This window comes from Streptomyces sp. NPDC059679 (assembly GCF_042734105.1).
Classification (GTDB): Bacteria; Actinomycetota; Actinomycetes; order Streptomycetales; family Streptomycetaceae; genus Streptomyces.
This window is the reverse complement of record NZ_JBHWES010000001.1, coordinates 222,535-248,463: the sequence shown is the minus strand read 5'-3', so window position 1 is coordinate 248,463 and position 25,929 is coordinate 222,535. Positions and strand designations below refer to the sequence as shown.

The following is a 25,929-nucleotide window of genomic DNA, read 5'->3' as shown; positions in this document are numbered from 1 at the left end:
AAAGCAGAGGAGTTGCTGTGCTGGCTTGGTTCTCGCTCAGCACGTCAGAAATCTTACCAGCCGTCTCGTGGGCGGTCTTTCGGCCTGGGGGCGAAACCCCGTTTCCTGCCCTGATCCGCAGAAGTCCGATTCCTCCCCGGCCTGACGGCCGGGGCATCCTCGGAGGTACACGGTGACTCGAGCCAGATGTCTGTCCGCGCTCACCGCTGTTCTCACCATGGTGGTCGCCTTCCTGGTGGCGCCGTCCGCATCCAGCGTCGGCACTGCCGCTGCCGCCGGGTATCGGAACGGCGGCAATTGCCTGGACGTCCCCGACACCGCGTCGACCAGCGAGACCCAGCTGCGGGCCACGTGCAATGCCGGCGGAAGCCAGAGCGCGGGCACCTTCACCAACCCGCTCTCCCAGCATGGCCCCGACCCGTGGCTCACCTACCACGACGGGTACTACTACCTCGCCACCACCACCTGGAACTCCACGATCACCATGCGCAAGGCCAAGACCCTGGGGGGCCTTGCCACCGCCACCGACCAGGTGATCTTCAACCTCACCCGGCCCAACGGGGCCGGCACCATGTGGGCCCCGGAGTTCCATCTGCTGGACGGCCCGAACGGAAAGCGCTGGTACTTCTACTACACGGCTGGGCGGGAGCCGTACGACCTGGGCACCCAGCGGATCCATGTGCTCGAAAGCGCCGGTACGGACCCGATGGGGCCGTACACCTTCAAGGCCGATCTGCTCGACCCGACCCAGGACAACACCTGGGAGCTGGACCCGAGCATCCTGCAGCTGAACGGCAAGCTCTACCTCCTCGGCACGTACTACAACGGCTCGCAGCCGATGTTCATCCGGCCGCTGTCGAACCCATGGACCGCCAGTGGCACCCGCCATCTGCTGTCCACCCCCACCTACAGCTGGGAGACGGTGGGCGGCGCGGTCAACGAGGGTGGCGAGGTCCTTCAGCGCAACGGCAAGACCTTCATCATCTACTCCGCCAGCCACTGCTCCACGCCCGACTACAAGCTGGGGATGCTCACCTACAACGGTGGCGACCCGCTGAACTCCTCCTCCTGGGTCAAGTCACCGAACCCGGTCTTCCAGCGGTCCAACGCCAATGGCGTATACGGCCCCGGCCACAACGGCTTCTTCAAGTCGCCCGACGGGACTGAGGACTGGATGGTCTACCACACCAACAGCTCCGCCGGCGGTGGCTGTGACATGAACCGCAGCACCAGAGCGCAGAAGTTCACCTGGAACGCGGATGGCACACCGAACTTCGGCACTCCGGTGTCCACCGGCGTTCCGCTGACCGCACCGTCAGGGGAGTAGCCGGACGAGACGCGCCATCAGCGTCAGCGGGCCATCGCTGCGATGGTCCGCTGACCCGCGGTGACAGGTCGGTCAAGAGGGAACGGCCGCGAGCGGGGCGCCCGGAGTGAAGGTGACGGGCAGCCGCTCGGGACCGCGCAGCCCGGTGGGCCGCCACGGCAGCTCACCGGGTGCCACACTCAGGGCGAGCTGGGGGAGGCGGCGCAGGACGGTGCCGATGGCGACCTCCCCCTCCATCCGGGCCAGCGACGCCCCGAGGCAGTAGTGAATGCCGTGGCCGAACGCGAGGTGGGCGCTGTCCCCGCGGGTGATGTCCAGCCGATCGGGGTCGGGGAAGCGCTCCGGATCGCGATCGGCCAAGGCCGAGCCGACCAGCACGGTCGCGCCGCGCGGGATGTCCACACCCGCGATGGAGACGTCCTCGCTCGCGAACCGGGCGATCCCGGGGTTGACCGGCCCGTCGTAACGCAGCAGCTCCTCGATCGCGTCCGGCAGCAGCACCGGGTCCTCCCGCAGCATCCGGAGCTGATCGGGGTGGGCCAGCAGCGCGGCGATGCCGCCGCCGATCAGATTGACCGTGGTGATGTAACCGGCCGCCAGCAGCAGGAACGCCATGGAGACCAGCTCTTCCTCGGTCAGCCGATGCTGCTCGTCCCGGGCCTCGATCAACGCGCTGAGCAGGTCATCTCCGGGCCGGACCCGCTTGGTCGCCAGCAGTCCCGTCAGATACGCGCGCATCTGCCGCCATGCGCGCTCGACGACCGCCGGATCCTGCGGTTCCGCCCCCCACGGGAGCAGGTCGTCCACCCACCGCTGGAACGCGCGCCGGTCATCGGTGGGCACTCCGAGGAGTTCGCTGATCACGGTGACCGGAAGCGGCAGCGCGAAGTCCTCGATCAGATCGGCTCGACCGGTCGGCACGACCGCGTCCAGCAGCCGGTCGGCGATCTCCTGGACATGGGGCCGCAGTTCGGCGACCCGGCGCGCGGTGAACGCCCGCGAGACCAGCCGGCGCAGTCGGGTGTGGTCGGGCGGATCGGCCCGCAGCATATTGCCCAGCATGGACTCGCGCTCCGCCACGGGCAGCTGCCGCATCAGGCGGGGGTCCGACGCCAGGCGGACATCGCTGCTCAGCAGTGGGTCGGACAGGGCGGCCAGGCACTCCTCGAAGGGCGTGACCAGCCACACCTCCAGGCCGCCTGCGATAACCGCGCGCCGCACCGGACCGTCCTCGCCCGGGTGCCCCTGGCACAGCTGCCGGTAGAAGGGGTATGGGTCCGCCACGAAGGCGGGGTCGCCATAGGGCAGAACAATCGGCTGCTGGCTCACTGCGGCCTCCCGAAGCACACCACAGACACATGAAGCGCACTTATCGTCTGCAAGGGTATATCCATGAACATAAACAGGCGGCGCAGGGCGCGACACGGGAGATACTGATGGAGTACTTCGACCTCGGGACCCTCACCCGGCCCGTCTCGACACGTTCACCGGAGGCGCAGCTCTGGTTCGACCGGGGACTGGTGTGGACGTACGCGTTCAACCACGAGGAGGCCGTCACCTGCTTCGAGGCCGCAGCGGACGCCGATCCCGACTGCGCCATGGCCCACTGGGGCATCGCGTACGCGTTGGGACCCAACTACAACAAGCCATGGGACTTCTTCGACGGCGCGGATCTGGAGCGGACGGTCCGCAGGACGCACGAGGCGGTGGAGCGGGCTCATGCGACCTCGGCGGGCGCGACGCCGACCGAGCGGGCGCTGATCGAAGCGCTGCGCGCCCGCTATCCGCAGTCGCACGCCGCGGAGGACTGCTCGATCTGGAACGCGCCGTACGCCGGGGCCATGCGCGCGGTGTACGAACTGGCGTCCGACGACCTCGATGTCGCCACCCTCTACGCCGACGCGCTGATGAACCTGACTCCGTGGAAGCTGTGGGACCTGCGCACCGGCGAGCCCGCCGCGGGCGCCCGGACGGTTGAGGCCGGGGCCGTCCTCGACCGGGCGCTGCGGAGCGAGGCCGGCGCCCGCCATCCCGGCGTGCTGCACATGTACATCCATCTGATGGAGATGTCACCGACACCCGAGAAGGCGCTCGTCGTCGCCGACCGGTTGCGCGGGCTGGTCCCCGACGCCGGCCATCTGCATCACATGCCGTCACATCTCGATGTGCTGTGCGGCGACTACCGGCATGTCGTGGAGGTCAACACCGACGCCATCGTGGCCGACGAGAAGTATCTGCGGCATGCGGGCGCGATGAACTTCTATACGCTGTACCGCTCCCACAACTACCACTTCAAGATCTACGGTGCGATGTTCCTGGGGCAGTGCGGGACGGCGCTCGACACCGCGGCCCGACTGGAGGCATCGATCCCCGAGGAACTGCTGCGGGTCGACAGCCCGCCCATGGCCGACTGGCTCGAAGGCTTCCTCGCCATGCGCGTGCACGTCCTCATCCGTTACGGCCGCTGGGAGGACATCCTCACCCGGTCGTGGCCGGCCGATCCCCAGCTCTACTGCGTCACCACGGCGATGCTGCACTACGCCCGCGGAGTGGCGTACTCCGCCAAGGGGATGATCCACCAGGCCGAGGCCGCACGTGATTCCTTCCACTCCGCGCGCGAGCGTGTCCCCGAGAGCCGGATGCTGTTCAACAACACCTGCCGGGACATTCTCGACATCGCCTCGGCGATGCTCGACGGTGAGCTCCACTATCGGAAGGGCGAGTGCGAACTGGCCTTCGCGTCGCTCGCCCGCTCGATCGACCTCGACGACAATCTCCCCTACGACGAGCCCTGGGGCTGGATGCAACCGACCCGCCACGCGTACGGGGCGCTGCTTCTCGAGCAAGGACGGGTCGAAGAGGCAGAGGCCGTGTACCGGGCGGACCTCGGGCTCGACGACACGCTCCCCAGGGCCTCACAGCACCCCGCGAACGTATGGGCACTGCATGGGTACCACGAGTGTCTGGCGCGGCTCGGCAAGGCGGCGGAGGCCCGGATCGTGGCCAAGCAACTGACCGTCGCCGCCGCGCTCGCGGACGTACCGATCACGGCATCCTGCTTCTGCCGCCTCGACTCCGGGAGCCCGGCGGACCTGTCGTGCTGCTAGCCCGCGCCGCGACCGGATCCGCCGCCGGGAAGGTAGCGCGCGTGCCCTGCCTGGTTACGCCTGGCGCTGTTCCCACTCCGCCCGGGTGAGCTCGTACTCGACTTCGCCGTGCTCCGAGCCCTCGATCGCATCCGGCCAGTCGCCGGTGAAGTTCCGGAGGAACGACAGCCCCGCCTTCTCCATCACCCGCCGGGATCGGGTGTTCACCGCCATGGTGTTCGCCGTGACCCGCTCCACCCCGAGGTCGGTGAACCCCTTGTCGATCAGGGCCCGGGCTCCCTCCGTGGCATAGCCGCATCCCCAGGCCGCCTTGTTGAGCCGGTAGCCGAGTTCGACCACGGCGGGGCTGTGGTCGTCGACGGGGCGGAACTCGAACCAGCCCAGGAAGGTGCCGGTGGCCTTCTCCTCCACGGCCCAGTAGCCACGGGAGCCGAGGAACGGATAGTCGCGGAGGAGATGGGGCAGGGCCCGCGTCCGGATTGCCTCGCGGCTCGTCGGCCGACCGCCGTTGATGAATTGCATGACGTCAGGGTCGTTGTCCAGCGCGAGCAGGTGGTCGACGTCGGCTTCGGTGAACGCGCGGAGCGCGAGCCGTTCGGTCTCCAGGAAGTTGGGCACGGCGCGATCTTCACCATCGGGGAGCCGGCGCGCCACCGAATATCAGGGCGAGACCTTGAGGCTGACGTGGGCGATTCGGCCCGCCGTATCGAAGTCGATGTCGACCGAGTCGCCGCTGGGCAGGTCGGCGGTGATGCGGTCACCGTCGGCCCGCTGGGCCATGCCGTGGTGGTCGAAGTATCCCGCCACGACATGGCGAGCCGAGTGGCCGATCAGGGACGCGCCGGTGAGCAGCGTCCGCGGCAGGGCGACGGGGTCCAGGGCGGCGCGGGGTACCTGCGGGTCGTCGGGCAGGAAGTAGACCTGCGTGCCGGGGCCGGCCGGCATGCCGATATAGCCGGGAGCGCGCACCACACCCATCCCCGTGAAGGCCAGCATCTCGGCGGCGCGCCGGGGATCGGCGAAGCCGGACAGGTCGAGGACTTCCTCGGTGAGCTCGGCGATCTGGTGTGCCCTGCCGTACCGCTCGACCCCCTCGGTCAGGGACACCACATCGGTCCCGCGCAGTCCAGGGTTCGCCCAGCCCCACATCCAGGACTGCTCCTCCATGTCGAACGTGCCCAGCACGGCGATCCGCATCTCCAGCTCACCCTGCTGATATGTGCAGGACGGCAGATCCGCGGTCCAGGGACCGTCGGGAACGAACGCGGTCAGGGTCTCCAGCTGTGCCGCGCCCCAGGCCGCGTGCCGCTCGGCTTCCAGCAGGAACGCGTCACTGAATTCACTCACCATGATCGCAAGCTTATGAGACCGCCTCGTCCGGGCCGTGTCCGGGGGCGGTGGAGCCGGCCGGTCGTGCGTCGTCGTACGGCGGGAGGGGTCCCGCATCCGGTGGGTTAGAAATGCCGCGCGGGAAATGCCACTTTTGGAGACAGGAGGTCCCATTGATGAGCACCGGTATGTGGCGGAGGGCCGCGACGGCCACTGCGACGCTGACGTTGGCGGGCACCCTGGGGTTCGGCCTGACGGCGACGGAGTCGTACGCCGCCGCCCACGGGCCGTGTTACGACGGGCGGTGCAAGATCACCGTGTCGGCGCCCAGCAGCATCAAGGTCAACAGCCACCGCTTCGGGTTCGGGAAGCTGCGGATCACGCACGTCAGTTCCCGATCCGTGAAGATGGCGGCCACCACCACGGGCGGCGGGCGCCTGAGCGGCAGCACCAGCCCGGGCGGCACCGTCAGGCTCAACAACCTGAAGATCTCGGTGAAGTCGGTCTCCGGCCATAAGGCCAAACTCGTGCTGACGCCCACGTCCTGAGCGCGTCGCCCGGCCCCGGCGCGGTTGTCCCGCGCCGGGGTTACGGCTTCTTGGCCGGCGGCTCCGCGATGCCGATGAAGTTCCCGGCCACGGGCCGGACGCGGACCGACCACCCCAGAGCTGTGAGGTCGTCCGTGAGTGTTCGGGCATCGTGGAACACCTTGACGATGCGGTACTGGCTGCCGTCGTCCAGTCGGCGCAGCGCGGCCGGGGCCGGCTGGTTCGCGAGGATGTCCTCCTCCGCGGCAGCGGCGGGGCCGTCGTCGATAAAGATCGCTTTGCCGCCCGGTGCGAGCGCGGCGGCGACGGTGTTCCAGAACTCGGGCAACCGCCGCGGCGGAACATGGGAGAGCCAGAAGGCGAAGAACACGGTGTCGTAGCGCCGTGACGGCCGCCACTCGAACAGGTCGGCCTCGAGGAACTGGACAGTGGGGGATGCGGTGCGGGCCCGAGCGAGGGCCAGCACTTCGGCCGCCGCGTCGACCGCCGTCACCGACCGCGCCCGTGCCGCGAGCCTGGGGGTCCACTGGCCCGTGCCACAGGCCAACTCCAGCACGTCCCCGGCGATCGGGAGCTCATCGACGACGGTCAGCAACGTCCGCAGCTCTTCGCGCTCCGCGTAGGGCCGGTCGTATTGGGCCGCGCCTGCCCTGTAGTAGGCCCTTTGCTCTGCCAGCAGGGCGTCGTCGTCCATATGCGTGTCCCTCTCGTCCGGGGCTTGGTCACCACGGACACTGTCGGCCTTCACCTTTGGGCAAGGTCAAGCGTCACGAGGGGGTGGGGGAGGACGGCGCGACCGTACGGTACAGGCCCACCGTCGCCAGCTGCGGCGTGGCGCGCGCGGCCAGGACGCGGATCCGGACCCGGTCGGTGCGCACCGGTGCGCCCAGCACCAGGATCCGGCTGTAGCCGACCGTCGTACCGCTCGCCGCCTGCACCCAGCCGGTGCCGTCCCAGGTGTCCACCGCGAACTCCTCGACCCGCTGGCCCCGGGTGATGTTCTCGCGGAGCAGGATCTGGTCGAAACTCCGCGCCCGGGGCAGGTCCAGGACCACGCCGCCGGTGGTGGCCTGGCCCGCCGGGGACCAGCCGGTGGACAGGTCCTCGTCGGACAGCGCGGCGCCCGTCGCGTCCTTTCCGGGCGCCAGCAGGTTGGTGCGGTAGGTGTCGCGGACGGCCGTGCCGAAGGAGGTGAGCGAGGCGAGGTCGGCGTCGGCGATCCGCCCGTCCGTGCCGGGCGGCGCGTTGAGCAGCATCACGGCGTTGCGTCCGACGGATCGCCGGTACTTGTCGACCAGTTCGGCCGCCGACTGCGGCCGCTCGCCGGGATGGTAGAACCAGCCGGGCCTGATCGAGGAGTCCGCCTCGGCCGGGAACCACTGCAGATAGCGCACATCGGACCGGCCGAGTACCGCCCGGGAACCGATGTCCTCGGCCCATGCGCCACCGGGGATCAGCCCCTCGTTGTGCGCCGTGTCCGGGTCGCCCGTCGCCGGTACGACACTCCACTCGCCGGTCCGCGCCACGCCCGCCTCATTGCCCACCCACCGGGTGCCCTGCGGCCCGGCGAAGACCACGGTGTCCGGCGACAGCGCCTTGATCATCGCGAACCAGGTGGTGAAGTCGTACTTCTCGCTGATCCCCGAACCGGCCCACGGATTGGCGCCGTCCAGCCACAGCTCGTCGATCGGCCCGTACTGGGTGAACAGTTCGTAGAGCTGGTTCAGGTAGTAGGCGTTGTAGTCGTCCTCGACGACCTCGAACGTCGGCAGGGTGCCCCGCGCCACCGCGCGGGCCCGGTCGTCGCCGGGGACCAGGGTCGGGATCGTACGCGTCGTGGGCGTGCCGGCGTTGCCGTACCGGCCCTGGCCGGCCGGGCTCGCGGGCGCGTCCTCCAGCGTGGCCTTCTCGGCGGTCGAGCGCGAGTCGGCCGGTTTGGCCTTGATCGCCGGGATGTAGGTGTCCTTGTGCCACGCCCGGGGCAGTTCGGCCCCGTCGGACGGCGACAGGTAGATCCCCACCCGCAGCCCCGCCGCACGGGCCGCGCGGACGTACGTGCCGAGGATGTCCCCGCCCTGCCGTTCGCAGCCCGCCTCCCGGGCCCGCCAGTACGCGGAGGGGTCGGTGTCACGCTTCTGCTCGGCCGCGGCGCGGGCGGCGGTGGTATCCCCGGCCTGGTCGCAGCCCGCGGTGCTGACCCACCAAGGGCTGGCGATCACGGAGTGGTTGCTGTAGCGGGTGGGGTAGAGCACAAAGCCGTCGTGGTGCTTGGCGGTGAAGATGACCTGCTTGGCCCCCATCGCCCGGTACGCGCGCATCCACTGGTCCACATCGACGTTCGACGGGGCGAAGCGTGACTCCTTCTCCATGCCCGAGCCCCACTCGCGGTCGGTGAAGGTGTTCATCCCGAAGTGGGTGAAACCGACGATGCCGCGCTGCTGCCAGGCCACCTGGGATGGGCGCGGCACGATGTTCGCGGCCTTCTCGACGATCCGCGCCGGACTGTCGCACTCGTCCACGGCCATGACCGGCGCGGGTGTTACGGGCTCCTGACACCCCGTTGCGCCGCTCTCCTCTTTGGCCGCGGCAGCCGTGGCGGTCGCGGGCGGCAGGGCCGCCACCCCGGTCAGCGCCGCGATCGCGGCGGCGATCATGGCGCGGCGGAGGCCGCCTCTCCTCGAGCACCGGAACAGATTCATCGGATGTGTTCGCCTCTCGATGCCGTGACACCGGTCATGGCCGACGAGAGTAGTAAGCGTGTTCGCCGCTGGGAAGTGGGTAACAACCCTCATGCCGATGGACACAGTGATCCAACGAATGCGCGCCGCGCGAAGACGCCGCCGCTGGGCCGTCTGCCTTCTGGCCGCCCTGGCCCTGTTCGTACCGCCGGCCCTGCCGGCCTCGGCGCACACCCCCGCGTCCGCCGCTGCCGCCCCCACCGCCACCACGCCGGAGGTGATACCGGCCCTGACGGGGTGGACCGCCGGATCCGGCACCCTCCAGCTGCAGCAGGGCTCCCGTATCGTCGCGCCCACGGCGAAACGGGCCCAGGCCAAACAGGCCCAGGCCAAACAGGCCCAGGCCAAACGGACCCCGGTCAAACGGGTTCAGACCGACGCGGCCACCTTCGCCGACGACCTGGCCGCCGCCACCGGCCTCAAACTGCCCGTGGTCACCGGGGGAGAGCCCCGCGCCGGCGATCTGGTCCTGCGCCTCGACCCCGGCGCCCGAGAACTCGGCGCGGAGGGATACGAACTTCTCGTCTCCGACACCGTCCGGATCACCGGAGCGACCGACGACGGGCTGTTCCTCGGCACCCGCACCGTGCTGCAGATGCTCCACGGCAAGACCGTACTGCCGCGCGGCCGGACGGTCGACGTCCCCCAATACCCCGAACGCGGCGTGGGAGTGTGCGCCTGCTACATCCACATCTCGATGCCCTGGTTCGAGCGGCTGATGCGGGAGATGTCGTATCTGAAGCTCAACCAGCTGTGGATCGAGGCGAAAGTCGCCAGCGACGACTACCCGAAGACCAAGTTCTGGGGCTACTACACCAAGGACGAGATACGACAGCTGTCGGCCATGGCGAAGAAGTACCACATCACTCTCGTGCCCGAGATCAACTCACCCGGACACATCGACCCCTATCTGCAGAACCACCCCGAACTGCAACTCACCGACTCCTCCGGCGCCAAGTCGCCCTCGCGGCTGGACATCACCCGGCCCGAGGCCTACGCCTTCTACACCGGGCTCCTCGACGAGGCCCTGACCGTCTGGGACACCCCGTACTGGCACATGGGCGCCGACGAGTACATGCTCGGTTCCGACTACGCCGCCTACCCGCAGATAGCCGCCTACGCGAAGGCGGAATACGGCGCGTCGGCCACCCCGCAGGACGCGTTCATCGACTTCGTCAACCGCGTGAACGCCCATGTGCGGGCCGACGGCAGAACCCTGCGGATCTGGAACGACGGACTGACCGGCGACAACACCATCCCTCTCGACAAGAACATCGACGTCGAGCACTGGACCCCCGAGGCCGAGCAGCCGCCCTCCGCGCTCCTCGCGCAGGGCCACCAGGTCATGAACTCCGCCTACTCCCTCTATCTGATCCGCGGCGGCTCGAAAATGAGAACCCAGGCCCTGTACGACAGCGACTGGACACCCCTGCGCTTCGAGGGGGAGACACTGACCGGCGCCCAGCCGCAGGTCAGCGGCGCCAAAATCACCATGTGGCCCGACTTCGCGTCCGAACAGACCGAGAACGAGGTCGAGGCCGACGCGTTCATGCCGCTGCGCTTCATCTCCCAGGCCACCTGGGGCAGTCCCAAACCCGCAGCGACCTACACCGGCTTCGCCGACCTCGCGGGCCGGCTCGGCCACGCCCCCGGCTGGAACAACGTGACACGCCTCCCGCTGAAGGACGGCACCTACGCCCTCACCCTCCCCGACTCGACCAAGCGGCTGACCACGTCGGGCACCACGCAAGGAGCCCCGGCCAAACTGGCGGCCGACCCCGACGCGACCTGGGCGCTCTCGGCCACCCCCGACGGCTACTACCGCATCCGCGCGGTTCGCGGTGGCACCACCACCGGCAACTGCCTGGACATGGTCAGCGGCAGACGCTACCTCGGCGCACCACTGGAGGCGGGCGCCACGATCACCCAGCAGACCTGCTCGGACAACACCCGCACCCAGCGCTGGCAGCTGACCACCAAGGGCGACACGGTGACCCTGGTCAACGCCATCTCCCAACTCGCCCTCGCCCAGAACACCGACGGCCTGGCCGTCCAGCTGCCCCCGGACACCCAGCCACCGACCGCACTGCGCCCGGTGGCCAGGTAGCCGACGGGCGCCGTGGCCGGGCGCTGACCCGGCCACGGCCGGCCGCACCGCGGGGGCGTCAGCCGATGTGGACCGCGGCGACGCCCTCGGCGGGCAGGGTGAGGGTGAAGCGGGCGACATCGGTTCCGTGGTCTGCCTTGAGTTCGAGGGGCCGGCTCACGACGTCGCTCGCGTTCTCGATGTCACGCAGCTGCCGGCGGGTCGGATACTCCGGCGAGCCGAGCTCGATCCACTCCTGGTACGGGTTGGTGTGGTCCTCGTCGATCCGCCGGACCCGTGCCCGGGCCCCGGGCCGTATGCCGCGCAGGGTGACGGTGAGGGTCGCGGGCTGGGCCGGGACGGGGGCGCTGCCGTCGCCGGTGGCGAGCGCGTGGTTGTAGAGCAGAACATCAACACCGCCACCGCCACTGCCGCCACCGCGTGCGCTGCCGGTGACGGCGATGCCGCCCACCGTGGCCGGGGCGTTGGACAGGGTCAGGGGCGCGCGGCGGTCGCCCACCGTGTGCAGGAGCTGGAGCAGGCGGTATGCGGGCTTCTTGACGCCGTGGATGGTCCGCAGCCCGAACCCGCCGTGGAACGGCTTGTCGGCCTGGCCGAGCTCTTCGAAGATGTCGGTGAACGACCAGTAGGCCAGGGCGTCGACGACCCCAGTGGGCTCGATGATCGTGCGGAGGAAGCTCGCCGCCGCGTCGGACCGGTCCAGGGCGGGGTTGCCGAGGTCAGCGGCGACGTTGGTCTCGGAGATGTAGAGCGGCACGCCGGACGGCGTGTCGGCGCGGTTCTGCCGGAAGAACGACGCCGGGCCCTGCGGCCCCGTCCCGGTGTCGGTCTCGTAGCCGTGGGCGCTGCCGAAGTCGACCGGGACACCGTTCGCGGTGGCCCACTGCATGAACTCGCGGTAGTACTTCACACCCGGCGAACGGGGCGGACCGAAGGTCACCTGTCCGGCCGAGGTGGCCGGGCCACCGACCTTCAGGCTCGCGTCGACGTTCTTGATGGCCTCCGCCGCGTACTGGTAGAGCTTGAAATAGGCCCGCTGGTCACCGTTGAAGAAGGGGAACAGGTTCGGCTCGTTCCAGACCTCGAACGGCCAGGTGCGGACCTCGCGGATGCCGTACCGGTCCACCATGTGCCGCGCGAAGTCGCCGACGACCTTGCCCCAGAGCGCGTAGTCCTTCGGCTCCATCTGGTTGAAGTCATAAAGGAACAGGCTGAAGGCGGGGGCGGACGCCTGGAGACTCGCCGGCATGCTGCTCAGCTCGACGTACGGGCGCATACCGCGATCGACGAGAGCGTCGTAGACCTGGTCGACGTTGAAGAACGAGTAGTCGTCCTTGGAGAGCGCCGGATTGCGGGGCCGCCCGTTCACGGTCGGGAAGTAGGTGCTCATCGAGGAGTTGAGGACGCCGTGGAAACGAAGCGACTCGATCCCCAGCTCGTCGTGGCAGTCGAACAGCTGGTCCTGGTAGTCGCGGCGCAGCGCCTGCTTGGCCCAGTCGCCGCCGACCGCGCGCTCCCACACATGAGGGAACGGCGACGTCGGCCGGGTGAGGTCCACGACGGCCTGGGCGGCGGCGGTGGACGATGTGCCGGCCGCCGCCGCGGGGCCGGCGTCGAGCAGTTCCGAACCCAGAGCCGTACCGGCCGCGGCGGCACCGCCGAGGAGCATCTGACGGCGCGTGGGCCCGGCGGAGCGGGCGTGGGTTTCGGGCATGGCTCTCCTCGAGGTGCACCTGGGGGAAGCGGACGGGCGGGCTCGCGGCTGTTCAGCGGGGCCCTGTGGCGTGCGATCGCGCCGCGGAAAAGTAGACGTCGCCCCGGGGTCCGGATACAACGAGTTGCCCATTGCGGTTCGGCGTAATATTCGCCGAATCGGTTGTAATGGCCGTAGGCTGCGGCCGTGACGGAACAGCACGCCCCGGCGGGCCCACGTGGCGCCGAGCGGAGCGTCGTCGCACTGCTCGGCCGGCGCGAAGCCCTCACCCGCTCCCAGCTCGCCCGCCTCGCGGAACTGCCGCTGTCCACTGTCACCGGGGCAACGGCCCGGCTCTTGGCGCGCGGACTGCTGGAGGAGGAACCCGGCTCCGCGGCGCAGGAGGCACATCGGCGGGGCCGCCCCGCCGCCAGGCTGCGACTCGTCAGGCACGCCTCCCTCGTCGGCGCCGTCGTCATCACGCACCGAGTGGCCCGCGCCGCGCTCGTCTCCACCGATGGCCGGATACTCGGGCGGGTCGAGACTCCGTACGACTGGCTGCAGTGCCCCGATATCGTCGCCGAGTCGGCCCGGTTGCTGGCCAGAGCCCGCGACGACGCACACAGCGCGGCGCCACTGGGCGGCGTGGTGCTCGGTCTGCCCGTCCCCTACCGGCAGGGGGCCGGGCTCGCACAGCTCGAGTCGGCACCCGATCCGCGGCCTGCGGGCCGCCCGCCCGCGGCCGCGTGGCTGTTCAGGGATGTGTCACCCGATCTGACCAGGGCTTTCGACGTGCCTGCGACCGTCGACAACGAGTGCAACCTCGCCGCCCTCGGCGAGCTGGCGTTCGGCGCGGCACGCGGGCGGCGCCACGTGATCTATCTGAAACTGGTCACCGGAATGGGTGCCGGGCTCATCGTCAACGGGCAGCTCGTGCGCGGAGCGAACGGCCTGGCCGGCGAGTTGTCCCATCTCCATGTCGACTCGGCCGGCCCCATGTGCCGCTGCGGTGCCCGTGGATGCCTCGGCGTGGTCGCCACCACCGACCACGTCCTGGAAGCCGCCCGCCCGCTGTTCGGCCCGGACGTGAACATCTACGACGTACTCGGCCTCGCCGCGCAGGGAGAGGCGACCGTCCGCCGTGTCCTCGACGACTTCGGCCGCCTCGTCGGACGCCACCTCGCCCCCGCCTGCGTCATGCTCAACCCCGAGTTGATCGTCGTGGACGGCACGCTCGGCCCCGCGGCCGCTCCCGTCATGGAGGGCCTTCAGGACGGGTTGCGCCGCCACATGCCCGACGGGGCCTATCGCGCGCTGACCATCACCCTCGGTCGGCTCGCCGAGAACGCCGAACTTCTCGGAGCCGCACATCTCGCACGAGCCCCGAGGTAGCTGCTACCCGGTGGTGCGAGTGGGCGATCAGCCTTGGCTCGCGATCACCAGCCTCGCCCCCTGCGTCCGGTCGGATGACGGTCCGGTCTCCACCAGGAGTTCCCCGGGTTCGACGGCAAGGCCGAGGTCCCGGGTGACGGAGCCGAGGGTGTCGGCGTCGATCTCGAACACCGCGTCGGCCTCCTCCCCGGGACCCAGGTCGAGCCGGGCGAATCCACGCAGCTCGCGTATGCGGGGCCACGAGGAACCGCCCGACAGCCGCCGTACGTAAAGCTGGACCGTCTCGCGTACCGGCCGCGCCCCGGTGTTGCGTACGCTGACCCGGCAGGTGAGGGCGGGATCGTCCAGGGTCACACGGGCGCGTGACAGCCGTGGTGGCGCATAGGCGACGGTGGTGTACGACAGGCCGTGGCCGAAGGCGTATCGGGCGGTGGCGGGCTGGTCCACATAGCCGCGGTAGCCGTGATCCTTGGCGTTGTAGAACACGGGCAGTTGTGCGGCCGAGCCCGGCACCGACACCGGCAGCCGCCCCTCGGGTTCGGCCGTGCCGAACAACACGTCGGCGACGGCCCGGCCGCCCCACGGGCCCGGGTACCAGGCGCTCAGCACGGCCCCCGCGGTGCCGGGAAGGTCGGGCACGGCGTGCGGACGGCCCTGTACGAGCACCACGACGACCGGCACGCCCGTGGCCGCCACCGCGTCCACAAGCGCCAACTGCCCCTCGGAAAGGCGCAGATCGGCCAGATCGACGCCCTCTCCGCAGGTCATGTCCACTGGGTTGGCGGAGGTGACGACGGCCGCGCCGTTGGAGTCGAAGACGGTGTCGCCCGACCGGGCGCTCGACCCGCCCAGGACCAGCACCGCGATGTCCGCCGCTGCCGCCACCGCGGTCGCCTCCGGGACACCGGAGAGGTCGCCGCCCACCAGCTCACACCCCCGTGCATAGGTGACCTCGGTGTCCGGCGGGGCGGCCGACCGGATGCCGTCCAGCACCGTGACGTGGTGGGAGCCGGGCCGCTGCGGCGCGGTGTAGTCGCCGATCTGCTGGGCGATCGAGTCCGCGTTCGGGCCGAGGACGGCGATCCGGCGGGGCGACGGTGCGATCGGCAGGACCCCTCCGTCGTTGGCGAGCAGCGTGATCGACGCGCGGGCGATGCGCTCACTCAGCTCGCTCGGACCGGAGCGCTGGTCCCCAGGCGCTTCGGCATGCGCGGAAGGCTGGTCGAAGAGGCCCAGGCGGAACTTCAGGGCCAGGACCCGGGCCACGGCGGTGTCCAGGGTCCGCTCCGCGACGAGCCCCCGCTCGACCGCCTCGACAAGCCGCGGATAGCAGGCGTCCCAGAGGCTCAGATCGCATCCTGCGTTCAGGGCCAGGGCACCCGCGGCCACCGGGTCCCCCGCGAGCCGGACCAGACGGTCGACGGCGCAGCCGTCCGCCATGACGATCCCCTCGAACCGCCATTGGTTCCGCAGGAGTTCGGTCAGCAGCGTCGGGTTGGCGACACAGGGCAGGCCGTCGAATTCGTTGTAGGCCGCCATCACCCCGGCGGCGCCGGCCCGTACGCCCGCCCGGGCCGCCGCCAGATGGATTTCGTGCAACTCGCGGGCGCTCAGCTCGGTGGCCGCGCTGTTTCGCCCGCCGATGGTGGCCCCTTGGCCGGCGAAGTGCTTGAGCACGACGGCGACCCCGGCGCTGCGCATGCCCCGCACCAACGCCTCGGTGAGCCGGGCCGCCAGATACGGGTCCTCGCCGAAGCACTCCTCCGCACGGCCCCAGCGGGGGTCGCGCACCAGGTCGAGAGCCGAGACGAGCGCCACATGGCCGCCCCGTGCCCGCAGTTCCGCGCCGGCGGCGGCCGACGCGGCCTCGTAGAGCTCGGGGTCCCAGGTGGCGCCGACGGCGAGGTTGACCGGCAACACGGTGCCGTCCAGCGCCTGGTGGCCGTGGGGGACCTCCTCGACGAGGAGCACCGGAATCCCCAGCCGGGTGTTCTCCATGACGTGGCGCTGCACCGCGTCGGCCACCCGGGCTCCGTCCGCCGCCGTGATGCCGTCGGCGAAGCCGACGCCGGACCACGGGTCGGCCCGCTGCAGCCCGTACAGGGCTCCCATGCCGTCGTACCTGGCGACCTCGGCGCGGAAGGCGTCGGTGAGCCGGTGGCCGTCGGCCGTGCGCTCATAGGCGTCCCAGCCGTACATGCGCTGGTTGACCTGGCCGACCTTCTCGGTGAGCGTCATACGCGCCAGCAGGTCGCGGACCCGCTCCGCCACGGGTGCGGACGGGTCGCGGTAGAGGTGATCGGTCACTTTCAGTTCCAGCACTTCAGCTCAAGGACGCAGACACCGTAGGGGGCGAGTGTCACATCCGCGGTCGGCGCGCCGGACGTGAGGTCGTGCAGTGTGCCGTCGGCGACGGGGCGGACGGTGAGCTCCGCGGAGCTCTGGCTGACCAGCCAGACGAAGCGGCGCCCGTCCTGGTGGACGAGGACGTCGGCACCGACGTACGGGCTGTCGACCGTCACCGGGCGCCGGACCCCGGCGACATCGGCGAGCGCCGCGTACAGCCGGTGGGTCTCCTCCGGGTTGACGCGGGCGGTGCGGGCGGCCATGTGCTCCAGGGGGTAGGTGGCCAGGACGGTGCGGCCGCGTCCGGTGTCGCGTACCAGGAGGGCGGGCCGGCCGTGTGCGTCGACGGCGACGACACGGGCGTCGCGGGGGAGGACCGGCAGATACGCCCGGCTGTCCTCGTTGCCCGCGACAGGGAAGCGCAGGGTGTCTCCCGCGGTCAGCCGGCCGAAGTCGTCGGTGAAGGTCATCTCCAGGACTTCGTCCTCGATGGGTTCGGCGACACCGTAGGAGAGCTGGAGCTCGACGCCGAACAGCCCGTCCAGGTCGTCGAACCACGGGCCGCGGGTGCCGGGGTGTTCGCCGGAGCAGAACGAGAGATAGACGGTGGCGCCCTCGTGGGCGCGGTGTTCGAGCTCACGCCGGGTGCGCGTGGTGAGCTGACGGGTGGCCGGCAGCAGATACAGGGCTGCGTCGCCGGGCAGGCCGTCGGCCTCCCGGGTGAAGCCCACCGGCAGGTCGGCGGCGCGGGCGGCGACATAGCTCTGGTGCAGGGAGGTGAAGATCAGCGGTCGGTCGGCGGGCCTGCTGTAGGGGTAGCCGCGCTCCAGGAAGGCGGGCACGACGAGCGCCGCGTCCGCGTCGGCGCGTCGGCAGCGCGTGAAGTCCACGGCCGCCAACACCTCGGCGAAATCGGCGAGTTCGAGCAGCGGAGCTTTCGGGGCCCCGGCGCTGTCGGTGATGCCGAAGTGCATCTCGAAGGGGTGGTGGTCGTACGGCGAGCGGTCCCACAGATCGTCGTAGTCGGTGTTGTTCCAGGCGACCCAGCCCGTCGCCCCGCCGAGCAGCGAGTTGTGCAGGGTCTGCCGGTAGTGGACCGCCGCGTTCTCGGCGGACACCGTGTCCGTGGAGAGGCCGAACTCCTCCAGGACGACGGGGTGTCCGGTGACCGAGGCCAGTTCGCATTCGAAGGCGGCGCGCAGATGCTGACGGGGCCGGTCGGTGTCGGAGCGGTACACATGCGGGCCGACGAAGTCGATGTACTCGGCGGTCTCGCGCAGCGAGAAGCCGTTGTCGCGTCCGGTGACCTCGATGCCCCACGCGCCGTCGCCGAGGGAGACGGGCTGGGTGCCACCGGCCGCCCGTACGGCGTTGCACATGGCCTGCGCCCAGGCGGTCACCACCTCGGAGGAGGGCGGATCCACCTGGTAGACGCGGCCGTATCCGGGCATCTCATTGGTGATGAGCCAGCCCGTGACCGCCGGGTGGTCCTTGAAGCGGCGGGTCATCTGGGATACGAACCACGCCTGGCGGCCGACCATCCACACGTCCTCGTACAGATCGCGGCCCCCGCGCCAGGCCGGGTCCCAGTTCTCGCCCGACATATGTCCGACGATGAAGGTGGGCACCGTCCCCATGCCCGTCTCGCTGTGGGCGTCGAGGAAGTCGCGGAAGTGTTCGCACAGGGCCTCGTCGATGCGGTGCGGTTGCGGATGGAAGTCGGGCCAGTAGAAGAACGACCGGGTCATGGTCAGGCCGTGCTCGTGCAGCACCCGCAGTTCCGCGCGGACCGTCTTGGGGTCGTAGTCGCGCCACATCAGGGGCCCGCCGGTGCGGGACCAGAAGTTGGCGCCGAGCCAGGGCAGGACGGCGGGTTGGTGGGTGAGCTGGGCGCTGTGGCGTCGCATGGTCCTTCTCGGATCTCGTGGTGCGGTGTGGGGGATGCTCGTGGATCGGTCGGGTGTCAGTGACGCCGAGGGCGTCAGGCGGAAGAGACGGGGGAGACGGGGACGGGCCCGGTGGACTCGCGGACGACCAGCCGCGGTCGGTCGTCGAGCACCGTCTCCTCGACGTCCTCGCCGCAGCGGGCCAGGAGCAGCCGGGCGGCGGCCGCGCCGACCCGCTGCACCTGCTGGTCGACCGTGGTCAGCCGCGGGTGCAGCCAGCGGCCGAGCGGCAGGTTGTCATAGCCGACCACCGACAGGTCGTCGGGGACGCGCAGACCGTCGCGCTGGGCCGCGCCGATCCCGCATACCGCCATGGAGTCGTTGGCGTAGACGATCGCCGTGGCACGGTCGGGGGTGTCCAGCAGCGCCCGGGTCGCGGCCACGGCGGACACCTCGGTGAAGTCGGTGTGCAGCACCGCGTACGGCCGCAGACCGGCCGCCTTGAGCGCCGTCTCGAAGAAACCGCGCCGCAGCCGGGTGTGCTGGAGATCGGCGGGGCCCGCCACATAGGCGATGCGCCGGTGTCCGAGGCCGAGAAGGTGGCGGACGACCTCCTCGACGGCGGCGCCCTGGTGGCCGAGGCCGACGCTCGGCACCCCGCCGGCCCGGTCGGGCGGACCGAGCAGCACGGCGGGCAGGCCGAGGCGGGCCAGCAGAGCGGGGCGCGGGTCGTTTGTGCGCGCGTCCGTCAGCACGGCTCCGTCGACCCGGCCTTCGGCCGTGAGCTGCCGGTAGAGGGCGTTCTCCTCCTGTGCCCCGGCGACCAGATGCAGCAGCAGCCCGTAGCCGCGGGGCGCCAGTTCGCCTTCGATACCGGTGATCAGCTCGCTGAAGTGCGGGTCGGCGCCGAGCACATCGGTGGGGCGCCGCACCACGAGCGCGAGGGTGCGGGTGCGGGCGTTGCGCAGGGCGGCGGCGGGGGCGCTCGGCGACCAGCCGAGCTCTCCCGCGGTGTCCAGGATGCGCTGCCTGGTCGGCTCCGACAGCCGGCCCTTGCCGTGGAATGCCTGGGACACGGCCGCCGTCGACACCCCGGCCGCGGCAGCCACCGCCTTGATGGTGGGTCGGCGGCCCTGCTTCCCGGCGGCCAGGTTCCCGGTGGGCGCGCTCACATCTTCACCGCGCCGCTGATGAGCGCCTGCTGCATACGCTTCTGCAGCACCGTGTAGACGATCCATACGGGGATGAGGGTCAGTACGGTGCCCGCGGTGAGGACGCCGTAGTCGGTGCCGGTGATCGCCTTGAGTGTGGGCAGGGCCGACTGGACGGTGCGCTGGTCGGGGTCGGGGCCGATGATGACGAGCGAGTACAGGTACTCGTTCCAGAAGGTCAGGAAGTTCAGGAGGATCACGGTGGCGATGCCGGGCAGACACATCGGCGTGTAGATGTGGCGCAGCACCGTGTAGGTGGACGCCCCGTCGATCCGCGCGGCCTCCTCCATCTCCCTCGGGATGGTCCGCATGAACTGCACCAGGATCACCACCGACAGCGGCATCGCGGTCGCGGGCAGGAAGAGGACCATGAAGAGCTGCGTATGGAACAGTCCGGTGGCCGCGGCGAGCAGGAACGTGGGAAAGAGCGCGGCGAACGTCGGGATGAGGAAGCCGAGTGAGAACACCTTCTCCATCGCCGAGGCCAGCCGCCCGGTCGACCGGGCGAGCGCGAACGACGCGGGCAGCGCCAGCAGCAGGGTCAGCGCCAGGGAAAGGACCGTCACCAGCGCCGAGTTGACGATGGCCTGGCCCAGGGAGGCGCTGTCGTACGCCGTCCGGAAGTTGTCGAAGCCGAGCGAGTCCGGCAGCGCGAAGGGATGGGCGAAGATCTCCTCGTTGCTCTTGAACGCGGAGGCGAGGAAGTAGTAGAGCGGCACGATCAGCAGCACCGCGTAGGTCCACACCAGAAGGTGTGCGGGCAGCCAGCGTTTGCTGAGTTTCATGGTGACCGCTCCGATCAGTAGTTCTGGCGAAACGCACGGCGGATGGCGAGCAGCCCGACGAGCCCGGCCAGAAAGAGGATGACGCCGACGGTCTGGCTGTAACCCAGGTCTGCCGCGATGAACGCCTTCTGGTACACGAGGAACGACAGCGTTGTCGACGAGCTGCCGGGACCGCCCTGGGTGAGCAGCAGAACGTGCTGTGCCGAGCCGAAGAGGGTCCACAGGAACTGCAGCATGGTGACGACGCCGACGTAGTCGCGGATCACGGGGAAGTGGACGCGCCACATGGTCCGCCAGTGTCCGGCCCCGTCCAACTGCGCCGCCTCGCCGAGCTCGTCCGGGACGCTGTCGAGCCGGGCGGCGAACAGGACGGCGGTGAAGCCGATCCCGCTCCATATGTCCAGGGCGATGAGACAGGCCAGGGCCGTCGACGGTGAGGCGAGCCAGGCATCGGTGAGCGAACCGAGCCCCGCGGACTGCAGTGCGCCGTTGACCAGCCCGTCCGGGGACAGCGCCGCGTAGAACACCATGGCCTTGGCGGGGGTGGAGATCAGACCGGGGATGAACAGCAGATAGCGGATGACACGGTGTCCGGGGGGCTTCTGCGCGACGTAGTAGCCCAGCATATAGGCGCATACGATCATGATCGGCAGCGCCACGGCCAGCTGGACGGCGGTGTTGTTCACCGCGTCCCAGAACACGGGGTCGTCGAAGACCGTGCGGACGTTGTCGAGACCGGCGAAGGACACCGGCTGAAGCATCCCCGGCCAGTGCAGGGCGGCGATCACAAAGATGGCGATCACCGGACCGATCATGAAGATCGCGTACCAGATCAGCGCGGGGACGGCGAGGATCGTGCCGCCCTGTCGGGCGCCCGGCGAACCGGTGGTGGCGGAGGGCGGAGCGGGGTGGCGGATCGTGGCCCCGCCCGGGGTCGACGTCAGCGTCGTCATGAGGTGGCTTCCGTGAGGTGGGCTTTAAGGAACTGAGCGAGCGGACGGGCGGGTCACGCGGAGCGGTACGCGGTTTCGAGCGCGGCTCGGACCTTCGCGGCGCTGGTCCCTCGGGTGAAGGATGTGCTGGTCGCGGTGATCAGCGGCTGGGTGGCGGCGGGCGGGACGTATACGTCGGGCAGCAGCACCTGGCTCACCCTGGAGCCCAGCCGCTGCGCGGCGGCGACCAGCGGGAAGTCCGTGCTGACGGTGTCGGAGCGCAGCGCCATGTCGCGGCCGCTCTCCTTGATGAACCGGGAGACGGTGTCGGGGTGGTACATGAAGCGCAGGAACTTCTCGACGGCGTCGATCTTCTTGACACCGTTCGGGCTGATCCAGAACCCGATCAGGGTGTACGTCCGCAGGATGGTGGGTTTGTCGTGCGCGGCGCCGTCGGTCAGTGGCCAGCCGCCGACCTCGGTGTGCCGGGCCACCTCCTCGGGCACCTTCGCCAGCGCCGAAGACATCGCCGACTCGATGGCCGCGGACTGAGTGTTGAACTGCGTGGTCATCAAGTCCGAGGTGAGGCCCTGCGCCTTGTCGGCGAAGACGCCCGCGTCCCGCAGCGTTACGAAGTATTCGATCCCCTCCCGGGCGCCCCGGCTGCCGAAGTCCCCGGTGGAGTAGGCGTGCCGGGCCTCGTCCTCGGTCAGAAAGGTCTGAATGATCTGGGCTAGCAGCTTCTGCCCCGTCCAGTCGTTGCCACCGACGGTCACGGGCGCGATCCCTTTGGCACGCAGCTTGCGGGCCGCGGCGATCAGCTCGTCACCCGTGGTGGGTATCGCGTCGACGCCGGCCCGGTCCAGCAGCGCCCTGTTGTAGGCGATCGGCCAGTTGGTGGCGAAGTAGGGGAAGGCCCGCAGCCTGCCCTTGGCGTCGGTCCACGCGGCCAGGGCCTCGGGGCGCACTCGCTCGCGCAGACCCCAGTCGTTCATATAGCCCTTGACGTCGACGGTGGCGCCGACGTCCGTCCAAGCCAGCGTCTTGTCATAGAGGTTGACCATCACCACGTCCGGCTCCTTGCGGGCCAGCCGTGAGGTCTCGTAGACCTGCGCGAGGTCGTCGCCGTTGATGAGGTTCTTGACCTTGAGCCCCGGATTCTCCTTGCGGAAACGGTCCAGGGACGCGAGGTAGGTGGGCGATCCCGGCGCGGTGGTGCCCAGCTGGCTGTGCACGACGAGCGTATCGGGATCGGAGTCCGCCGCGGCCACCAGGGAGCAGCCGGACAGGGCAGGCAGGACGGTCGTGGCGGCGAGGCCGGAACCGGCGGCGAGGAGGCCGCGCCTAGTCAGCGGTGAGTGCACTGCGGGGTGTCTCCAACCAGGCGGTTAACGAGTGGTTAATCGATTTACCTCGAGGGTGTGAGGAATGTAGGAGCCGCTTCGCCTCCGGTCAAGCCTTTGGGTGTGGCGTCTTCCTCGGGCATGGCCCGCGTGACGCAGTGCACACTCCGTAAAATGCGCATGACAGATGCAACATTGCTAGGGTGTGGCCGTGAGGCTGACCAGGTACACGGATCTCGCGCTTCGGGCGGTGATGCGCCTGGCCGTCGTGGACGGCGAGGAACTGCTGACCACGAGGCTCATCGCCGATTCCATGAACGTCCCCTATACGCATATGGCGAAGACGATCGCCCATCTGCAGCACCTGGGGGTCGTCGAGGCGCGGCGCGGGCGCAACGGCGGGCTGATGCTCACCGACGCGGGCCGGAGCACGCGGGTGGGTGAGCTGATCCGGGTGCTGGAGGGGGACCGTGAGGCCGTGGTGTGCGAGGGGGAGGCCCCCTGCCCGCTGGCCGGTGCCTGTCGATTGCGGCGGGCGCTGCGTGAGGCGCAGGAGGCGTTCTATGCCTCGCTGGACCATGTGACCGTGGCCGACCTGGTGGCCTCGCCGACAGGGCCGGTACTGCTGACGCTGGGCACCGCCCCGGGGTGACCGGCCACGGCCACCGGCCTCGGTGTCCGATGTGGTTCACCACGCCGTGCGTGGTGTCTTCGCGGCCAATAATGCGAATCTTAGATGCGGATTAGAGGTGTGTGTCTGATGCTTTCAACGCAGGCGGTCCCGGTCGTGCGGGCGACGCTTCCCGCGGTGGGGGCCTCCCTGAACGCGATCACGGAGCGGTTCTACCAGCGGATGTTCGAGGAGCGTCCGGAGCTGCTGCGGCACCTGTTCAACCGGGCCAACCAGGCCAGCGGCGCCCAGCGCGAGGCGCTGGCCGGTTCGGTGGCCGCCTTCGCCACCCTGCTGGTCGAACGCCCCGACGAACGTCCCGACGCCATCTTGTCGCGCATCGCGCACAAGCACGTCTCGCTGGGCATCACCGCCGACAAGTACACCCTGGTCGGCCGCCATCTGCTGGCAGCGATCGCCGAAGTCCTCGGCGACGCCGTCACCCCCCAGGTCGCCGCCGCCTGGGACGAGGTCTATTGGCTGATGGCCAACTCCCTGATCGCCGTGGAGGCCCGTCTGTACGCGCAGGCATCGGTCCAAGACGGCGATGTGTGGCGGCAGATGGAAGTAGCCGAGCGCCACCAGGAGTCCCCCGATGCCGTCTCCCTGGTCCTGCGCCGCCCCGATGCCCTGCCCGCCACCGCCTTTCTGCCGGGGCAATACGTCAGCGTCCGCGTCGAACTGCCGGACGGCGGCCACCAGATCCGCCAGTACAGCCTGTCCACCGCCCCCGGACAGAAGACCTGGCGCATCACCGTCAAGCGCGAGAAGTCCGCCGACGGCACCGCCCCCGACGGCGAGGTCTCCTCCTGGCTCCACGCCCATGCCCGCCCCGGGCGCACCCTCGAGGTGTCCATGCCCGCCGGTGATCTCGTCCTGCCCGACGCCCACACCCCGCTCCTCCTCGCCTCCGCCGGCATCGGCATCACCCCCATGCTCTCGATGCTCGACCACCTCGCCCTGGCCGGCTCCACCCGCAGGGTCACCGTCATCCACGCCGACCGCACACCTGCCGACCACGTTCACCGCGACGAGCAGGCCGAACTCGTGGACCGTCTGCCCAATGCCACCCTGCACCTGTGGTACGAGAACAACGCCCACCAGTACCCCGCCCCCAACGTGTCACCCGGCCGGGCCACCCTCGACAACCTCACCCTGTCGAAGGACACCACCGCCTACCTGTGCGGCCCCCTGCCCTTCATGCGCGCGGTACGAGGCGATCTGCTCCACCAGGGGCTGCACCCCTCCGCCGTCCACTACGAGGTCTTCGGTCCCGACCTCTGGCTCGGCAAGTAGCTGATCAGAACACTTCACGCCGCACACTTCACGCCGCACACTTCACGCCGCACACTTCACGCCGCACACTTCACGCCTCGCACTTCGCGCCTCTGACCAGCGGTGACGCTGAACCGCGCCCGAATTACTAGGATTGCCACGAGCACAGAGTGGGTCGGTCCAGTAGCGGAGGCATTGGCGGCATGAACAGGTCAGACGAGCCCACCCCTGACTCGCTCGACGAGGCGGCGGAGACCTTCCTGCGGCTGCGACCCCGGCTGTTCGGCATCGCCTACCGCATCCTGGGCAGCGTGGACGAGGCGGAGGACGTCGTCCAGGACGCCTGGCTGCGCTGGCAGGGCACCGACCGGAGTGTCGTGGAGAATCCCGGGGCCTTCCTGGCGACGGCGACCACGCGGCTGGCCATCAACGTGGCCCAGTCGGCGCGGGTGCGGCGCGAGTCACATGTGGGCTCGTGGCTGCCCGAGCCGATCGACACCAGCATGGACCCGCACGTCGGTGCCGAGCGCGGCGAGGCCCTTGAGCTGGCCGTGCTGTTCCTCCTGGAGAAACTGAATCCCGTGGAGCGGGCGGCCTATGTGCTGCGCGAGGCATTCGAGTACCCGTACGACCAGATCGCGAACATTCTGCAGCTGAGCCAGGCCAACACACGGCAGATCGTCAGCCGGTCCCGTAAGCGACTGTCGGCCGAGCGCCGTGAACCCGTCGACACGGCGGAGCTCCGTCGCCTGCTGGAAGCCTTCCTCGCCGCCGCGGCGACCGGCGACATCGACGCCCTTGAGGAGCTGCTGTCGGCCGACGTCGTCGCCTACGCGGACGGCAACGGCATGCGGGGAGTGGCACGGGTCGCGGTCACGGGAGCCCTGCGTGTGGCCAGGATCAGCACATTCGCAAAGAAGTTCATCCCCTGGGACGAGTACCGCATCGTCGAGGTCAATGGCCGTCCCGCTCTGCTGACCGCCAAGGAGGGTGTCGCCACCGCGCTGGTGACCATCACCGTGGGACCGGACGGGATCGACGGGTTCTACTGGATCCTGACGCCGGAGAAGCTCCGGGCGTACGAGCGGTCGTCCCACCGAGCTGTCCCGCGTCGGCCGTAGCGGCGGTTCGAGCGTCGCCACCAGGCTGGCACGCAGTGCTAAGCAACTGTCGCCCCCTGCGGATGACATTCGCTCCGCCCGATCGGCAGGATCTTCCATATCGGGCCGATGGTGTCGGC

The 25,929-nt window shown here is 69.9% G+C and carries 20 protein-coding genes; 8 read left to right on the top strand and 12 right to left on the bottom strand.

All coding sequences use genetic code 11. The features are described 5' to 3' along the window. Positions 1–172 precede the first annotated feature (172 nt). Complete coding sequence (locus tag ACFV2X_RS01180) at positions 173–1,327, top strand: family 43 glycosylhydrolase (RefSeq protein ID WP_385609791.1); 1,155 nt, start codon at positions 173–175, stop codon at positions 1,325–1,327. Positions 1,328–1,399: 72 nt separating this feature from the next. On the opposite strand, the gene ACFV2X_RS01175 is transcribed toward ACFV2X_RS01180, so the two are convergent. Next, positions 1,400–2,656, bottom strand: a complete 1,257-nt coding sequence (locus tag ACFV2X_RS01175) for a cytochrome P450 (protein ID WP_385609789.1) — start codon at positions 2,654–2,656, stop codon at positions 1,400–1,402. Positions 2,657–2,763: 107 nt separating this feature from the next. On the opposite strand from ACFV2X_RS01175, the gene ACFV2X_RS01170 reads away from it, so the two are divergent. Next, positions 2,764–4,434: a tetratricopeptide repeat protein gene (locus tag ACFV2X_RS01170; protein ID WP_385609788.1), complete on the top strand. Its 1,671-nt coding sequence runs from the start codon at positions 2,764–2,766 to the stop codon at positions 4,432–4,434. 54 nt (positions 4,435–4,488) lie between these two features. On the opposite strand, the gene ACFV2X_RS01165 is transcribed toward ACFV2X_RS01170, so the two are convergent. After that, on the bottom strand, positions 4,489–5,052 hold the full coding sequence (locus tag ACFV2X_RS01165; RefSeq protein WP_385609787.1) for a GNAT family N-acetyltransferase: 564 nt from the start codon (positions 5,050–5,052) through the stop codon (positions 4,489–4,491). Positions 5,053–5,094: 42 nt separating this feature from the next. Further along, the gene (locus tag ACFV2X_RS01160; RefSeq protein ID WP_385609785.1) at positions 5,095–5,784 is read right to left on the bottom strand and encodes a DUF6882 domain-containing protein; all 690 of its coding nucleotides are present in this window, start codon (positions 5,782–5,784) and stop codon (positions 5,095–5,097) included. Between the two features lie 155 nt (positions 5,785–5,939). Between ACFV2X_RS01160 and ACFV2X_RS01155 the strand changes: the two genes are divergently transcribed. Continuing rightward, a complete protein-coding gene (locus tag ACFV2X_RS01155; RefSeq protein ID WP_089505597.1) occupies positions 5,940–6,311 on the top strand; it encodes a hypothetical protein in 372 nt (123 codons plus the stop codon). A gap of 40 nt (positions 6,312–6,351) precedes the next feature. On the opposite strand, the gene ACFV2X_RS01150 is transcribed toward ACFV2X_RS01155, so the two are convergent. Together ACFV2X_RS01150 and ACFV2X_RS01145 are read right to left on the bottom strand one after the other, a co-directional pair. Then, positions 6,352–7,005 (bottom strand): class I SAM-dependent methyltransferase, encoded by a 654-nt coding sequence (locus ACFV2X_RS01150; protein ID WP_385609784.1) that lies wholly within the window; start codon positions 7,003–7,005, stop codon positions 6,352–6,354. 73 nt (positions 7,006–7,078) lie between these two features. Next, on the bottom strand, positions 7,079–8,965 hold the full coding sequence (locus tag ACFV2X_RS01145) for an alpha-L-fucosidase (RefSeq protein ID WP_385610356.1): 1,887 nt from the start codon (positions 8,963–8,965) through the stop codon (positions 7,079–7,081). 142 nt (positions 8,966–9,107) lie between these two features. Here ACFV2X_RS01145 and ACFV2X_RS01140 point away from each other — a divergent pair, with 142 nt between their 5' ends. Next, on the top strand, positions 9,108–11,156 hold the full coding sequence (locus tag ACFV2X_RS01140; RefSeq protein ID WP_385609782.1) for a family 20 glycosylhydrolase: 2,049 nt from the start codon (positions 9,108–9,110) through the stop codon (positions 11,154–11,156). A 58-nt stretch (positions 11,157–11,214) separates the two neighbouring features. Here the strand turns inward: ACFV2X_RS01140 and ACFV2X_RS01135 are convergent, their stop codons facing one another. Next, complete coding sequence (locus ACFV2X_RS01135) at positions 11,215–12,870, bottom strand: hypothetical protein (protein ID WP_385609781.1); 1,656 nt, start codon at positions 12,868–12,870, stop codon at positions 11,215–11,217. Between the two features lie 186 nt (positions 12,871–13,056). On the opposite strand from ACFV2X_RS01135, the gene ACFV2X_RS01130 reads away from it, so the two are divergent. Continuing rightward, positions 13,057–14,241 (top strand): ROK family protein, encoded by a 1,185-nt coding sequence (locus ACFV2X_RS01130; protein ID WP_385609780.1) that lies wholly within the window; start codon positions 13,057–13,059, stop codon positions 14,239–14,241. Positions 14,242–14,268: 27 nt separating this feature from the next. On the opposite strand, the gene ACFV2X_RS01125 is transcribed toward ACFV2X_RS01130, so the two are convergent. From ACFV2X_RS01125 to ACFV2X_RS01100, 6 genes are all read right to left on the bottom strand, one after another. Continuing rightward, positions 14,269–16,548 carry a glycoside hydrolase family 3 N-terminal domain-containing protein gene (locus ACFV2X_RS01125; RefSeq protein ID WP_385609779.1) on the bottom strand — a complete coding sequence of 760 codons (2,280 nt, stop codon included), beginning with the start codon at positions 16,546–16,548 and terminating at the stop codon, positions 14,269–14,271. A 2-nt stretch (positions 16,549–16,550) separates the two neighbouring features. Further along, positions 16,551–18,494 (bottom strand): cellulase family glycosylhydrolase, encoded by a 1,944-nt coding sequence (locus ACFV2X_RS01120; RefSeq protein ID WP_385609778.1) that lies wholly within the window; start codon positions 18,492–18,494, stop codon positions 16,551–16,553. A 74-nt stretch (positions 18,495–18,568) separates the two neighbouring features. Beyond that, a complete protein-coding gene (locus ACFV2X_RS01115) occupies positions 18,569–19,645 on the bottom strand; it encodes a LacI family DNA-binding transcriptional regulator (RefSeq protein ID WP_385609777.1) in 1,077 nt (358 codons plus the stop codon). Further along, positions 19,642–20,469 carry a carbohydrate ABC transporter permease gene (locus ACFV2X_RS01110; RefSeq protein WP_385609775.1) on the bottom strand — a complete coding sequence of 276 codons (828 nt, stop codon included), beginning with the start codon at positions 20,467–20,469 and terminating at the stop codon, positions 19,642–19,644. The genes ACFV2X_RS01115 and ACFV2X_RS01110 overlap by 4 nt, the downstream gene beginning before the upstream one ends. A gap of 14 nt (positions 20,470–20,483) precedes the next feature. Further along, positions 20,484–21,422 carry a carbohydrate ABC transporter permease gene (locus tag ACFV2X_RS01105; RefSeq protein ID WP_385609773.1) on the bottom strand — a complete coding sequence of 313 codons (939 nt, stop codon included), beginning with the start codon at positions 21,420–21,422 and terminating at the stop codon, positions 20,484–20,486. 53 nt (positions 21,423–21,475) lie between these two features. Further along, complete coding sequence (locus tag ACFV2X_RS01100; RefSeq protein WP_385609771.1) at positions 21,476–22,765, bottom strand: ABC transporter substrate-binding protein; 1,290 nt, start codon at positions 22,763–22,765, stop codon at positions 21,476–21,478. A gap of 190 nt (positions 22,766–22,955) precedes the next feature. Between ACFV2X_RS01100 and ACFV2X_RS01095 the strand changes: the two genes are divergently transcribed. The 3 genes from ACFV2X_RS01095 (at position 22,956) to ACFV2X_RS01085 (ending at position 25,810) form a co-directional block, all read left to right on the top strand. Further along, entirely contained in the window at positions 22,956–23,396 is a 441-nt protein-coding gene (locus ACFV2X_RS01095; protein ID WP_385609770.1) for an RrF2 family transcriptional regulator, read from the top strand. A gap of 108 nt (positions 23,397–23,504) precedes the next feature. Then, complete coding sequence (locus ACFV2X_RS01090) at positions 23,505–24,710, top strand: globin domain-containing protein (RefSeq protein WP_385609768.1); 1,206 nt, start codon at positions 23,505–23,507, stop codon at positions 24,708–24,710. Between the two features lie 182 nt (positions 24,711–24,892). Beyond that, positions 24,893–25,810, top strand: a complete 918-nt coding sequence (locus ACFV2X_RS01085) for a sigma-70 family RNA polymerase sigma factor (RefSeq protein ID WP_385609766.1) — start codon at positions 24,893–24,895, stop codon at positions 25,808–25,810. Positions 25,811–25,929: the final 119 nt, after the last annotated feature.

What these genes read in the sequence shown, in the direction of transcription:
- ACFV2X_RS01170 (WP_385609788.1), top strand. Translation starts at nt 2,764, where the DNA reads ATGGAGTACTTCGACCTCGGGACCCTCACCCGGCCCGTCTCGACACGT.
- ACFV2X_RS01160 (WP_385609785.1), bottom strand. Translation starts at nt 5,784, where the DNA reads ATGGTGAGTGAATTCAGTGACGCGTTCCTGCTGGAAGCCGAGCGGCAC.
- ACFV2X_RS01155 (WP_089505597.1), top strand. Translation starts at nt 5,940, where the DNA reads ATGAGCACCGGTATGTGGCGGAGGGCCGCGACGGCCACTGCGACGCTG.
- ACFV2X_RS01150 (WP_385609784.1), bottom strand. Translation starts at nt 7,005, where the DNA reads ATGGACGACGACGCCCTGCTGGCAGAGCAAAGGGCCTACTACAGGGCA.
- ACFV2X_RS01145 (WP_385610356.1), bottom strand. Translation starts at nt 8,965, where the DNA reads ATGATCGCCGCCGCGATCGCGGCGCTGACCGGGGTGGCGGCCCTGCCG.
- ACFV2X_RS01140 (WP_385609782.1), top strand. Translation starts at nt 9,108, where the DNA reads ATGGACACAGTGATCCAACGAATGCGCGCCGCGCGAAGACGCCGCCGC.
- ACFV2X_RS01135 (WP_385609781.1), bottom strand. Translation starts at nt 12,870, where the DNA reads ATGCCCGAAACCCACGCCCGCTCCGCCGGGCCCACGCGCCGTCAGATG.
- ACFV2X_RS01120 (WP_385609778.1), bottom strand. Translation starts at nt 18,494, where the DNA reads ATGCGACGCCACAGCGCCCAGCTCACCCACCAACCCGCCGTCCTGCCC.
- ACFV2X_RS01110 (WP_385609775.1), bottom strand. Translation starts at nt 20,469, where the DNA reads ATGAAACTCAGCAAACGCTGGCTGCCCGCACACCTTCTGGTGTGGACC.
- ACFV2X_RS01105 (WP_385609773.1), bottom strand. Translation starts at nt 21,422, where the DNA reads ATGACGACGCTGACGTCGACCCCGGGCGGGGCCACGATCCGCCACCCC.
- ACFV2X_RS01090 (WP_385609768.1), top strand. Translation starts at nt 23,505, where the DNA reads ATGCTTTCAACGCAGGCGGTCCCGGTCGTGCGGGCGACGCTTCCCGCG.
- ACFV2X_RS01085 (WP_385609766.1), top strand. Translation starts at nt 24,893, where the DNA reads ATGAACAGGTCAGACGAGCCCACCCCTGACTCGCTCGACGAGGCGGCG.